This window comes from Streptomyces sp. NPDC101178, from assembly GCF_044767965.1.
Classification (GTDB): Bacteria; Actinomycetota; Actinomycetes; order Streptomycetales; family Streptomycetaceae; genus Streptomyces.
In genome coordinates this window covers 592,070-605,410 of record NZ_JBIWOZ010000003.1, presented here as the reverse complement: position 1 = coordinate 605,410, position 13,341 = coordinate 592,070, and the positions used below count along the sequence as shown (strand labels likewise).

The following is a 13,341-nucleotide window of genomic DNA, read 5'->3' as shown; positions in this document are numbered from 1 at the left end:
GTTGGGGGGGGGGGGGGGGGGGGGGGGGGGGGGGGGGGGGGGGGGGGGGGGGGGGGGGGGGGGGGGGGGGGGGGGGGGGGGGGGGGGGGGCCCCCCCCCCCCCCCCCCCGTCCGGCGGGGGCGGCCACCCCAGCCCGTCCGGCGTTTGAGGACGGAACCCTCGCCCTGTTGGGGGGCACACCCTCAGTACTCCGCTCCCCCGGAGCACCGCTCCACTCTGCGCGCCGAACCCGTGCAATCCCCGGTTCCGTCCTCAAACGCCGGACGGGCTGGGAATGCGCGCACCGGACCCGCCCGGCCAACGGTTCCGTCCTCAAACGACGGACGGGCTGGAGGGTTCGCGCCGGACCCCGCCCGGTCAACGGTTCCCTCCTCAAACGCAGGACGGGCTGGGGGAGGCGGAACCAAGGGGCGTGGGGGCATGTCGTAGAGGGCGGCGGCAGCCCCCTGGGCCGCGGGGCTATTCTCGTGCGGGCCGCAGGGGAGGAAGCGCACATGGACAAGCTCGGACCCGACGACCCGCACCGCATAGGCGCGTACCGCCTCCTCGCCCGCCTGGGAGAAGGCGGCATGGGCCAGGTCTTCCTCGCCCGCTCCGAGAGAGGCCGCACCGTCGCCCTCAAGCTCGTCCGCCGCGAGCTCGCCGAACAGCCCGAGTTCCGCGCCCGCTTCCGCCAGGAGGTCCGCGCCGCACACCAGGTCGGCGGCGCCTGGACCGCCCCGGTCCTCGACTCCGACACCGAGGCCCCGGTCCCCTGGGTCGCCACCGGCTACGTCGCCGGCCCCTCCCTCCACCGCATCGTCTCCGGCCGTCCCGGCGCCCCGGTCGCGGACTCGGGCGCGTACGGACCGCTGCCACTCCGCTCCGTCCAGCTCCTCGGCTCCGGCCTCGCCCACGCCCTCCAGCACATCCACCGCGCCGGGCTCATCCACCGCGATCTGAAGCCCTCCAACGTGCTGCTCACCATCGACGGCCCCCGGGTCATCGACTTCGGCATCGCCCGCGCCCTGGAGTCCCTGGCCGACGGCGACCTGACGCGCACGGGCGCGATGATCGGCTCGCCCGGGTTCATGGCCCCGGAGCAGGTGCGGGGCGAGCGCGTGACGACGGCGTGCGATGTGTTCTGCCTGGGCTCGGTGCTCGCGTACGCGACGACCGGCCGGCTCCCGTTCGGCGTGGCCGAGAGCGGTGGGGTGCACGCCCTGATGTTCCGGATCACCCAGGAGGACCCGGATCTGGCCGGCGTTCCGGCGGAGCTGGCCGACGTCGTACGGGAGTGCCTGGCCAAGGACCCGGCCGCCCGGCCCTCCACCGACGAGCTCCTGGCCCGGCTGGGCGAGCCGCAGGCCGACGAGCCCTGGCTCCCCGCCACCCTCATCGCCCAACTGGGCCGCCAGGCAGTGGGGTTGCTCGACGCGGAGGACCCGGAGGCGCCGGCGGTCCCGGCCGCCACACCCCCCGCTCCCGTCCACGCCCTGCCCACGCAGGCGGCGACTCCCCCGCCGGCCCCGACGCCACCCCCGTACGCCCACCAGCCGCAAGTCCCGTACAACCAGGGCTACCACCCAGGCCCGACGTACAACACCCCTCTCCCACCCGCCTACTTCACGCCGCCGCCGGCCCCGGCACCCACCCCCGCGCGCCGGTCCGCCGGAGCGACCGTCGCTCTCGTCGCCGTGGCGCTGGTCGTGGCGATAGGCGCCGGCGGATCCGTGTACGCGTTCATGAACAACAAGGGCGGCGGCACGCCCACCCCCGACCCGTCCGCCTCGGCCTCCGGCGACCCGGTGGGGACCGGCGACGAGGGCGCCCTACCCGGTGATTACCTCGGCACCTGGACCGCCGCCATCCCCGGCGACGGCGAAGGGTCCACCCGGAAGCTGACCATCCGGCAGGGCGACGTCGGCGACCAGGTCCTCTCGCTCACCGCCGAAGGCCCCCTGGCGCTCGGCGCCTCGTACCACTGCGAGTTCATCGCGCCCCTGGCCGCCCGCCCCGGCGACGGCGAACCGGTCCTCATCGGCCCCTCCACCGTCTCCGTGGGCCGCCCGGCCGCCTCCTGCTCCCCCGGCAAGCCCACCGAGCTGACCCTCCTCCCGGACGGCAGCCTGCGCCGGGCGACGACCGGTTCGGGCGAGAGCCTGATCTACACCAGGTCCGACTGAGGCACGGCGGCGCGGGTGCGCACCCGGGTCTCCGGGAAGGCCCGGCCGCCGGAGGTCGTCGTGCGACCTGGTTCCGCCCTGACGGCGCCCGGTCGGCGACCGGCCTGGCGACCCATCCCCCCGTAGGGTGAACTGAGCTGCGAGCAGGGCCACTTGCTTCTCGCGTCGACTGCCCGTGACCATGAGGGCATGTCGTCCGGTACTGCGACCTTCGACGTCGCCTCAGTCCTCCGGGAGGTGAAGACGATCCGCGCGGAAGGACTGGTACGGATCCGTGAACTCTCCCTGCCTCTGCTGCGCCGGGCGGCGTCCGCGCACTCCACGGTGGTCACCGACGCCTGGCCGGTGGAGGTCGAGAACCTCTTACGCACGGCACTGGCAGGCCTGGGCGGAGGAGACCTGGAAGAGGCCGCGGCGCTCACCCTCGGGCTGGCTCCGGGGCTGCGCGACCGGCCCGCCGCGGACCGCCGCCGGCTCGCCGCCAGGGTCTACAGCGTCAGTGTCGAACGCTTCCGGAAGAGCCATGAGGACATGGTTCTCGGACAGATCGCCGAGCAGGTCTGCTGGATCGCCGGAACACCCGCGAGCGACCACGGGGCCTCACCGTCGCCGCTCCTCGCACCGCACCTGCAGCACCGCACGCTGCGCGTGGATTCCAGATCGCTGACCTTGCACGTCCACCCCATCGAACTCCTGCGCGACGTCGATGTGATCGTCTCGCCGCTCAACACGCACCTGAGCCTGCCGGAGACGTACAAGGCGTCCGTGGCCGCGGCGCTGCGCCGGGCCGGAACCCTGCACGACGCCGCCGGAGACGTGATCGGCGACCCCGTCCACGACGAGCTGCTCGGCTGGCGTGCCGCCAACGGGTCGCGCGGCCGCCCCGTGCTGCCCGGGACCGTGGCACCGACCGGTCCCAGCGGTCTGGCCGCGCGGGGGATCCGGCGGATCTACCACGCGGCGGTGGCGGTTCCCCGGCCGGGCACGAACCGCTACGACGTCAGCCCGCAGGACGTCACCGCCGCCGCCACCCGCGCGCTCGCCCTGATGGACGAGGAAGGGAACAGCTTCGACCCGCCGCTGCGGTCGGTCTGCTTCCCGCTGCTCGGTGCCGGCCGGGGCGGCCTGTCACCGCAGACCAGCCTCAGCGCCCTGTGGGCGGCCCTCGCGGCCGACAGCCTCCGGACCCGTGACATCCACCTGATCGTCCGCAGGCCTCCACTGGCCGGGATGGTCGCCGACGTGCTCCGCGCACGCCGGGTGGACCAGGAGACGGCCGGCCATGGGGAGAGAGGGCACGGGTGCGTATGAACCCCTTCACGGTCCTCGCCGTGGGCGCCGCGCGGTGGAGCAGTTACGGGAGTCTGCTCGGCTCCGACGCGACACGGACCCTGGGACGGCAACTGGCCGCGCTGCGCGCGGGCGAGGGCGACCCGGACACGGCCGCCGACCGCGCGGCACGGACTCTGCTCGACGCCCTGCCTCCCGAGATCGCCGCCGCACTTCGGGAGGAAGGAGACCGGACCCGGTTCTCCGGCTCGCCCCCGGCCGTCCATCACCAGGGATACAGCGTGCGGGACCTGTGCCTGGTCGTCGTCGACGGCAACCCGATGATCGGGCCGTTCCTCGGGCCCGTACGTGAGCGCCTGCTGTCCGAACCGGCCGCGCCCTGGCACCCGGGCCTCGACCCGCTGCTGATCGTCCTCTCCGGCGACGACGGACGCAGGCAGGTACCGCTGTTCCAGTTCGAAGTCGGGACCATGCCCTGGCGGGTGGTCCTCGACGTGAACGCCGTCCTGGGCGCCGATTCCGATCCGTGGGGCGTCGCCGACTGGTGGCTGGCCGAGAGCACCTGGTGGCGGAGGGCTCCGGCCTCGCTCCTCGGACAGGGGCGCGACGCCGAACTCCGCGGCGCCGCCGCGGAGCTGGACCGGGAGGACTAGCCGATGCCCAAGCAGCCACCGCCCGACGCGCTCCCCGGCGAGCCGACCCGCGCCGTACTGCGCGCCGGCACACCCCTGTTCCGGGTGCACGCCTCCCACCGCGATCCGGCCGCGTACAACTCCTCCCCTTCGCACGCCTTCTACTTCGGCGGCCGCTTCGACAGCACCCCCTACGACCGCTACGGCTACCTGTACGTCGGGTTCACCCCCGGCGCCGCCGTCTGCGAGGTGCTGCTGCGCTCGCTCGCCTTTCCCGGGGACGGCGGAGCGCGGCTGCTGCCCCGGAAGTCGTTCGAGCGACGGAGCCTGTCCTTCCTCTCGTCGGCCGAAGACATCGAGGTCGTGTCCCTGATGTCCGGGGCCGACCTCTCGGCGCTCGCCCAGGACCCGTGGCTCGTCCAAACCGAGGGCGAGGACTATCCGCAGACCCGGGACTGGGGCCACTGGATCCGCGCCCGCACCAAGCCCTGGGCCCAAGGCCTCGTCTGGCCCTCCAAGCGGGAGCCCGCCGAGCGGGTCGCCGTCCTCTTCGACGACCGGGGCCACGGCCCGGCACTGGAACCGACCGGGGCCCCGCCCATCGACTTCGGCACGGCGGAGGGCGAACGCTGGCTCAACGGCGTCCTCACCCCCTACCTGGCGCGGACCGCACCGCGCCTGCCCGGAAGGGATGACTGACGTGGCGTATCCGCCCTATGACCTGCACGCGCTCATGATCGAACTGCGGCAGCGCGGCGAAGGCGCTGCCAGCTCCCAGGACCTGAGCCGGCTGACCGCCATCGCCCTCGACCACCTGGGCTGCGCGACAGGCCGTGAGTGCTTCGACCGCCTCTACGCGGACTGGGCCGAACTGCCGAAGAGCACCATGATGTCGGGGCTGCGGGCCGGCCAGATCCTCAGCCTGCTGCCGATGCTGCGGTTCGACCAGCCGGTCTCGGCCCCGGAGCGGGAGCGGGAACTGCGGGACGAGGCAAGGGCGTTCGGCCCGGCCGGGGACGGCTGGCAGGGCAGTGTCATCACCTTGGGCGCCACGTCGGGGCTTCACCAGGCGAGTGACCCGGCCGCGATGGAGGCGGAGCTCGTCCGGCTGGAGGAGGCGCGCGCTCTGCTCCCTCCAGGCAGCCCGCAATGGGAATTCCTCGGATACAACCACGCCGGGCTGCGCGCGCAGCTCGCCCAGCTCACCGGCGGTGAGGACGACTTCGACTCGGCCGTCGAGGACCTGGCCGGATTACCCGAGTCGCCCCTGCTCGACGGTGAGCAGCGCGTGGCCGCGGAGGGTCAGTTGGCCCTGTACCGGGCCCACCAGGCTCAACGCCGCGAGGACGAGGACGCACTGGTCGAGCAGATCCGCGTACTGAGGTCGGCAGTGGACCGGCTGCCGCCAGGCCACATGAGCAGGCCCCAGATGCAGTCGAGTCTCGACCACGCCGAAGCGGTGCTGCGTTTCCTCCGCACGCGTCGCACCGGAGGCGAGCCGAGCACAGAGCCGCTGCCCACGGCTGCCTCACCTCAGGACGTACGACGCCGGATCGCGGCCCTGCCGCGCGATGCCCGGATCACCGAGCTCCTCAACGCAGGCGTCGTCCAAGCCTCCCTGGCCCTGGAGACCAGGGACCACCAAGGGGCTCTGGACGCCCAGCAGATGCTGGAGGAAGTCCTGGACCTGCTCGACGACCCCGGTGACGCACGCTGGATACACGCCACCTCCACCCTCGGTATGAGCCACTCCGCCCTCTCGATGCTGTCCATCGCCCCGCACCGGCGACGGCCCCACCACCTGGACCAGGGCATCTCCTGGCTCCGGCACACCTGGCGGCTGGCCGCCGGGCCGGAGCATCCGAACTGGAAGAACACCGGGTCGGTCCTCGCCGACGCGCACCGGTTCCGTGGCGACCTCCTGCACCCGTACGGCCCGTCCGCGAAGCGCCCCGACCACGACGAGGCCCGGCGCATCGGCCTCAAGTCCCTGGGAGCGGCGGCCTGGACGGTCCTGCTCCAGTCGGGTACGGCGCACGGCGCCGAGACCGCCCGGCGCGCCGGCGAGAACGCCGTCTCCGTGGCCCGCTGGTGCCTGGCCGACGGAGCCCACGCCGATGCCGTCCGTGCCTTGGACGCCGGACGCGGGCTCACCCTGCACGCGGCCACCGTGGCGGCCACCGTTCCCGACATGCTCGCCGCACTGGGCCAGGACGACCTCGCCCGCGAGTGGCGCCTCGCGGGCGGGGTGAGAGATCCGGGCCCGGGACAGGCTCCGGTGGGCGGCGGTCCCGACAGCCGTCTGCGCCGACGGGTGTTGCGGGCGCTGGCCGCCTCCCCGCTGCGCCGGCGGCTGCTGGACGCGCCGTCGACCGAGGAGATCGCCGCCGCCCTGCGGACTCTGGGCGCCACGGCGCTCGTCTACCTCATCCCGGCCGCCGACGAGCAACCGGACCTCAAGGACCGGCTCTTCTTCGGACGGCGGCACGAGCCCGGCAGCGCCCTCGTCATCACCGCCGACGGCGCCACCCGCGTCGTCGACCTGCCCCGGCTCTCCACGGCCGCGGGCCCGTTGGACGCCTACCGGGCCGCGGGCTCCCCGGGGCGTGACGCCGGCGGACCACCTCTTTCCGACGCCCCTCCCGTCCCACCGGCCGACCCGGACAGCAGCCGCACCGCGCTGAAGCGCCTGTGCGACTGGGCCGGCGACGCGGTGATGGACAAGCTGCTGGACGAGCTGACGCGCGAGGACGGCCGCACCCCGTCCGTCATCCTGGTGCCGATGGGCGAGTTGGGGACGGTGCCCTGGCATGCGGCACGCATCTCCCGGGGGCGTCGAGCCTGTCAGGTGGCGGACATCTCCTACCTGCCGTCCGCCCGCCTGCTGTGCGAGGTGGCCGCCCGGCCGGCCCTCCCACGACGCCAGGCACTGGTGGTCGGCAACCCGACCCGCGACCTCCCCCATGCCGGTGAGGAGGCCGAAGCGATCCACCGCGACTTCCACCCCGGCGGCGAATCCCTCGGCCCCGGCACCGCCACCCCCGCCGCCGTCTCCGACTGGCTGGACCGGCAGCGCGGCGGTGTGCTCCATCTCGCCTGTCATGGCGTGGTACGCCGAGGCGAGCGGCACAGCACCTATCTGGCCCTGTCCGGCGGCAACCTGGCAGCGGAGACTCTCACCGAGGGCGTGGCCCGTTACCGCGGACTGGAGCTGGTGGTCCTGGCCGCCTGCCGGACCAACGTTTCCGGCCACGGCTACGACGAGGCGTACAGCCTGTCCACGGCGTTCCTCGTCGCCGGAGCGCGCTCGGTCATCGGATCGCTCTGGCCGGTGCCCGACGAGGCGACCTCGCTGCTGATGTACATGACCCACCACTTCCTGCACCGTGAAGGGCTGTCACCCGGGCAGGCGCTGCGCGGCGCCCAGCTCTGGATGCTCGACGACCGGCGCACGCCTCCCGCCGGCATGCCCGCCTCCCTGCGGGCCCGTGTGGAGCGCATCCGGGGCGAAGACCTCACCGCCTGGGCCGGATTCATCCATCTCGGGTGGTGAGCGGGCCGCTCCCCGGACCTCCGTGGCCTCCGTGGCGCTCGCTGCCCCCGCCGAGTCCGCCGACGCCGCTGCCGCTGCCGCTGCCGGTCAGGACACCTCGGTCCGGACGCGCACCTGGGCCGTGCCCCAGCGCCCCGGTCCATGGGGCGGACCGCCCGCGTCCCGGACGCCCGGCAGCGCGGTCAGCCGCAGCGCGCCGTCCGCGCGGTGACCCCACGCGCCGTCCGTCCGGGCGGCCGGACGCGGGCCGGGAGGCCACGGCCCGAGGACGAACGGCGCGGTGTTGAGCTCGCTCTCCGCCACGATCACCTTCAGCCGGTCCCTGGTGAACGCTCCCCGCACCACCGGACTTCCGGGCGGCAGATACAGCCACACCGGCTGGCCGCGCCGGGCCCGGCCCGTTCGCCCCGCGCCGACGAAGTCGCCGTCGTACAGGCTCGGCGAAGAGGCGTAGCTGTCGGTCAGGTCGAGCAGGACGCACCAGAGCGGGCGGTCGGAGTCGTTGTGTATGCCGACCATCACCTGGGGCGGCCGGCCGTCGGCGGTGTAGGAGCAGACGATCTCCCCGTCTGCGGTGTATCGCACCGTACCCACGTCGGTGGGTTCCACCGTGATCCGCACGAGTGACGACAGCCACGGATCGGGGTTGGCCAGGTCGCACAGATGCCGCCAACGCGCCATGTGCGCGAGGCAGTCGGCGACGTGGACCGCGTCGGCGGGCGACCTCACCGGCAGCGGCGGCAGCTCCCGGCCGCCGCCGGACACCCGCGCCCAGCCCCGGTCCGCCTCCACCCGCAGCGGCACACCGCCCGTTCCGGCCACCGGCGCGGAGGCCCCCGGCGCGGAGGCCACCGGCGCTCCGGCCACCGCCAGCATGGGCACGCCCGCCACAGCGGCCTCGATCAGCCGTACGGTGCCCAGGTCCCCGGTGAGGGTCACCCCGGCCGGAGGGAAGGCCAGCGTGGACGGGGTCACCCCGAACACCGTGTCGCGGGCCGCGGGTTCCGGGCGCCAGCCGACCGGGTCCACCAGAGCCGCCTCCGCGCGTACCTCCCGGACGACCACGGTCCTGGGCACCCCGCCCCCGTCCAGCAGGGTGAACTCCCCGCCCACCGCGCGCAGGCCGTGCGCCTGGCCGCAGTTGACCTCCCAGCCCGCAGACGTGTGCCGCAGCAGGAAGGGCGAGCTGGGCACCGGTTCGCCGGACAGGAAGAGCCGGTCCCCGCTCCCGCGCAGCTCGGGGTGTTGCGCCGGGCTGAGCCGGCGCACCTGTTCCTCGGCGAGCGCGTGCAGGCCCCCGTACGACGCACCGGACCCCAGCTTGCCGAGGGCCTCCAGCAGCGCGTGGCTGAAATATCCGCGCACCTGCCCGTCGAGGACGCTCTCGTGTGCGCGCTCCTGCGGCCGACAGGCCGCGAGCAGGGTGTGCCGCGGCTGCGCAGGCCCCGCTCCCCCGCCGTCCCGTGCGCCGACCGGCCGCCGCGGGGACCACCAGGGCCGCCCGGACACGGCCCGCACGGCGGCTCCGTCGCGGGTGGCGCCGCCGGAGTGGCAGCAGTCGAGTACGGCCACCACGTGAGCGCCGTTCGCGGCGATACCGTCCAGCAGCGCGCCGAGTTCGGTGTCCCACAGCGGTTGCCCGGACTCGTCCAGACTGTCGTGGCACACCAGGGCCTGTGATCGTCCGGTGCCCTCCCACGGTGCGTCGGTGTGCTCCTCGCTGCCATGGCCGCTGAACCACAGCAACGCGGTGTCACCGGGTCCGCCACGGGCCAGGTGGCGCTCCAACCCGTCCCGCACGGCGGCCAGGGTGGCGGCGCCGTCGTACAACCGCCGGATGTCGGCCGCGCCGTGTGCCCACCGCCGCAGCCGGCCCTCCGCCTCCCGCACATCGTTCACGCACCCCTGCAGCGGTGCTCCGGGATAGTCGTCGATGCCCACGAACAGGGCGTACATGGTCCCCATACGGAGATCCTCCCAGCAGCCGCCGGGCGGGCTCCGGGCGCGCTCCGGGCGGATGCAGGTCGGATGCAGGGCCGCACGCCCCACACCCCATGTCCTGCCGCTAGAAAGGGGGTTGGCCTCTGCGAGGCACCGTCGACAGCTCAGGAAGGACCGCGACATGAGCAACGGGGGAAACCACCCGCACCAGCCTCCGCCGCCACCGCACGGTGCGCCTCAACCGCCTCCGGGCGGCGCCCCGCACCCGCCGCCGCCGAGCCGTCCCCCCTACGTTCCGAACGTGCCGCCGCAGCCCGGCCCGCGCGGTCCGTACCCGCCCGGTCCGGGCCCGGGACGCGCCTCCTGGTGGCAGCGGTTACGCGCGGACGACTGGCCGCCCCTCGGCACCGTGCTGCGTGGCGGGCGGCAGAGTGTCCACGGGTGCGTATGGGCGCTGCTGGCGCTTCCATGTCTGTGGATGATCACCCTGCCCCTGGTATGGGGCTATCCGCTGGCTCGCTCGGCCCGTACCCGAGCACGGCGGTTCTTTCCCGCACAGGGTCACCGTCACCTGCAGGACCCGCAGGTGTGGCGCGTGCAGAAGGCACGCGCCTGGACGGCCGCCGGCGCCTCCCTCGCCATCCTGATCGCGTACGGCACGTCGGAGGACCTGGCCCAGGCCCAGGAGCAGTACTGGCTGCGGCTGGTGATCACGCCGTGGCTCCTCCTGCTCACCGCACCGCTGGTGGTGGGGCTGCTGGCCTACTGGGCCCCACCGGACCGGCGCGGGCCCATGCGGCGCAGCCTGCGTCCCGCCGGGCGTTCGGTGCTGGTGTACTTCGGAGCGTTCACGCTGATTCCGGTGTTCGCGGTGGCGGGTGGCTGGACGTTGCAATACCTCCGGGCGCAGGTGAACGTGAGTCTGCTGGAGCTCTTCGCCGGCCCAGCTCTCTTCATGCTCTCGTTCACCCCGGCGCTCTGGCTGCTGCTGTTCGTGGTGTTCGCCTCCGGGCCGGCCCTGCGCAGCGCGTTCACCATCGCGGAGATCCACGCGGCGCTGCCCGCGCTGCTCACCGGCGTCCTGGTCTGGGAGTTGGCCGCCATCGGCCTGACTCTGGGCGGTCCGCCGCCCGGACCACTGCCGGTGCAGCTGCTGGCCCTGCTCGGCGGCCCCGCCTCGGTGACGGCACTGGCCTGGTGGGAGATCCACCGGCTGCGCAACCGGTACGGCGTGACCCTGCGTGGATGACCTGGCTGGCCCCTAGGAGGACGAGGACGACGAAGGTGCAGGCGCGGGCGACGACGGCTCGGAGGACGCCGCCTCGCCCGTACCCCCCACCGCTCCCGTCGGCCGCAGCGCCCTCGTGACCAGTGCCGCGCCGGCCAGCAGCACCAGCACCACGATCATCGCCGACCGCAGCCCCACGTGGTCGGCCAGGAAGCCGAGCGAGGGCGGGCCGACCAGGAACGCCGCGTAGCCGGCCGTCGAGACCGCCGCGACCCGGGCGGTGGCCTCCCGCGCCCCCGCGCCCTCCCCGGCCGCCGAGACCGTGACCGGGAACCCCAGCGAGGCGCCGAGCCCCCACAGCACGACCGCCGCACCGGCGAGCAGCGCGCTGGAGGAGAACACCACCAGTGCCACGCCCGCCGCCGCCACGACCGCGCTGGCCCGCACCACGGCCGCGGGCCCGTACCGCACCAGCAGCGGCCCGCCCGTGAACCGGCCCGTCGTCATCGCGACGGCGAACAGCAGGAACGTCAGCGAACCGGCCGTCGCGCTCGTCCCGTGGCCGTCCACCATCAGCAGCGGCAGCCAGTCGTTGGCCGAGCCCTCCGCGAACGCCATGGCCAGCACGATCAACCCGATCAGCACCAGCCGCCGGTCCCGCCAGACCTCCACCTGCGCCCGCCAGCCACCGGACGCGGCCGGCTCACCACCGGCCCCGGCCCGCTCGCCGTCGCCGGACTCGCCGTCCTCCCGGCCCGTGCCCGGCGGAACCGCCCGTACGGTCCACACCGCGGCCGACGCGACCGCCACGGACACCGCCGCCAGGTGCCAGCCGACCGGGAAGGCCACCGCCGTCAGCCCCATCCCCAGCAACGCGCCGACCACCGTGCCGAGGCTGAAGCAGCCGTGCAGCACCGGCAGGACCGGGCGGCCCACGGTTCGCTCCACGGCAGCGCCCTCGATGTTGAACGCCACCTCCGCGAGCCCCATCCCGGCTCCGAACAGCGCCAGCCCGCCGAAGACCCCGCCGGACACCTCCAGCGCCGCGCCTCCGGCGACGCCCAGCAGCCCGGCGACGATGAGTCCCGCGCCGACCGCGATCACCGGCCGCCCACCGTGCTTGCGCACGAGCCCGCCGGAGACCAGCACACCGGCCATCGAGCCGATCGAGAGCCCGAAGAGGACGAGCCCCATCGCCCCGGTGGACACGTCCAGCGCGTCGCGCACGCCGGGTGTCCTGGCCACCCAGGACGCCATGCTCACGCCGATGGCGAGCATGAAGAGGAAGAGCGCGGCGCGCCAGCGGCGGGTGCGGGCGTCGATGACCGGCGTGACCTTCATGAGGGCGGTTCCTCGGCGAGGGGAGGGGGATGGAGCGTACGATCGTACACCTAAGGCGTACGATCGTACACACGCCACCTCGCCTCGCCGCCCACCACTCAGGACCGAGGCTCCGGAGCCGCATCCGCCGGCCCATCGAACGGGAGGGCAGGCGCAGTTCATCGTCCATGACTACGCGCCCGCTTCCGCCAGGCCCAGCACCTGCTGGAGACAACGGACCATCCCGTCGAACGGATCGGCGCCCAGGTCCGGTTCGGCTCCCCCACCGCCTTCCGCGACCGCTTCCGCAGAACGACCGGCGTCAGCCCACGCACGTACCGCCGCACGCTCGCCTGACCCAGGGGGTGTCTTGCCGATCATGCCGGGCGGCGGCGGTCATGCGCCGAGTCCCTGGCCGAACCCGCCGTCCACGGGCAGCTCCAAGCCGGTGGTGAAGGTGGCCTCGGCAGCCAGGTACAGCGCGGCGGCGGCGACCTCCTCCACGGTGCCTCCGCGGCCCATCGGCGTGGAGGCGTTGCCCTGTTCGACGAACTCGGCCCGCTGCTCCTCGGTCAGCTCGGCGACGCCCATGGTGGGGGTGAGGATGAAGCCCGGGGCGATCGCGTTGACGCGGATCCCGCGGGGGAGCAGCTCGGCGGCGAGCACCTTCGTGAAGGCGGCGACGGCCTCCTTCGCCGCCGAGTAGGCGCTGAGACCGGGGAAGATCTGGTCGTTGGAGACGGTCGTGAACACGATCGAACCCCCTTCGGACATCAACGACACCAGTCGCTGGACGGTGAAGAAGGCGCCTTTGGTGTTCACGTCGAAGATGCGGTCCCACGCGTCCACCGTGACCTCTTCGAGCGTCTGGAACTCGGCGATGCCCTGGTTGATGAACAGGTGGTCGATGGAGCCGAGACGGTCGGCGACCTGGTCGCGGAGGGCGGCGATGGCATCGGTGTCAGTGGCGTCGGAACGCACCGGATGGGCCAGCGGGGTGGCGAGCGCCGACTGGGCCTCGGCGAGTCGCCGGTCGCTGCGCCCGGTGTACACCACCTCGGCGCCGCGGTCGGTCAGGGCTTGGACGATGGCCCGGCCCATGCCGATGGTGCCGCCGGTGACGACCGCCTTCTTCCCTGCCAGGGCCTTCGGATCGATGGTTGAGCGTTGCTGGGTGCTGCGGTTCGTTGTCATGTCGGCCAAGCTAGACT

General features: G+C 73.9%; 9 protein-coding genes and 1 pseudogene. 7 read left to right on the top strand and 3 right to left on the bottom strand.

All coding sequences use genetic code 11. The annotated features are described in order from the left end of the window. Positions 1-495: 495 nt before the first annotated feature. The 5 genes from ACIRR8_RS11230 (at position 496) to ACIRR8_RS11210 (ending at position 7,641) form a co-directional block, all read left to right on the top strand. On the top strand, positions 496-2,166 hold the full coding sequence (locus ACIRR8_RS11230) for a serine/threonine-protein kinase (protein ID WP_404062002.1): 1,671 nt from the start codon (positions 496-498) through the stop codon (positions 2,164-2,166). Positions 2,167-2,355: 189 nt separating this feature from the next. Beyond that, on the top strand, positions 2,356-3,477 hold the full coding sequence (locus ACIRR8_RS11225; protein WP_404062000.1) for a hypothetical protein: 1,122 nt from the start codon (positions 2,356-2,358) through the stop codon (positions 3,475-3,477). Next, positions 3,474-4,109, top strand: coding sequence for a hypothetical protein (locus ACIRR8_RS11220; protein WP_404062582.1), 636 nt, complete (start codon positions 3,474-3,476; stop codon positions 4,107-4,109). The genes ACIRR8_RS11225 and ACIRR8_RS11220 overlap by 4 nt, the downstream gene beginning before the upstream one ends. A gap of 3 nt (positions 4,110-4,112) precedes the next feature. Further along, the gene (locus ACIRR8_RS11215; protein ID WP_404061997.1) at positions 4,113-4,787 is read left to right on the top strand and encodes an RES family NAD+ phosphorylase; all 675 of its coding nucleotides are present in this window, start codon (positions 4,113-4,115) and stop codon (positions 4,785-4,787) included. Continuing rightward, positions 4,780-7,641 carry a CHAT domain-containing protein gene (locus ACIRR8_RS11210; RefSeq protein ID WP_404061995.1) on the top strand — a complete coding sequence of 954 codons (2,862 nt, stop codon included), beginning with the start codon at positions 4,780-4,782 and terminating at the stop codon, positions 7,639-7,641. Before ACIRR8_RS11215 ends, ACIRR8_RS11210 begins: the two co-directional genes overlap by 8 nt. A gap of 87 nt (positions 7,642-7,728) precedes the next feature. Here the strand turns inward: ACIRR8_RS11210 and ACIRR8_RS11205 are convergent, their stop codons facing one another. After that, entirely contained in the window at positions 7,729-9,606 is a 1,878-nt protein-coding gene (locus ACIRR8_RS11205) for a caspase family protein (RefSeq protein ID WP_404061993.1), read from the bottom strand. Positions 9,607-10,177: 571 nt separating this feature from the next. Between ACIRR8_RS11205 and ACIRR8_RS11200 the strand changes: the two genes are divergently transcribed. Then, the gene (locus tag ACIRR8_RS11200; protein WP_404061991.1) at positions 10,178-10,831 is read left to right on the top strand and encodes a hypothetical protein; all 654 of its coding nucleotides are present in this window, start codon (positions 10,178-10,180) and stop codon (positions 10,829-10,831) included. Positions 10,832-10,843: 12 nt separating this feature from the next. Here ACIRR8_RS11200 and ACIRR8_RS11195 read toward each other — a convergent pair whose 3' ends face one another. After that, entirely contained in the window at positions 10,844-12,151 is a 1,308-nt protein-coding gene (locus ACIRR8_RS11195; RefSeq protein ID WP_404061988.1) for an MFS transporter, read from the bottom strand. Positions 12,152-12,325: 174 nt separating this feature from the next. On the opposite strand from ACIRR8_RS11195, the pseudogene ACIRR8_RS11190 reads away from it, so the two are divergent. After that, positions 12,326-12,487, top strand: a pseudogene (locus tag ACIRR8_RS11190) (helix-turn-helix domain-containing protein); the annotation flags it as partial. Positions 12,488-12,526: 39 nt separating this feature from the next. Here ACIRR8_RS11190 and ACIRR8_RS11185 read toward each other — a convergent pair. After that, positions 12,527-13,324, bottom strand: a complete 798-nt coding sequence (locus tag ACIRR8_RS11185; protein ID WP_404061986.1) for an SDR family NAD(P)-dependent oxidoreductase — start codon at positions 13,322-13,324, stop codon at positions 12,527-12,529. Positions 13,325-13,341 lie beyond the last annotated feature (17 nt).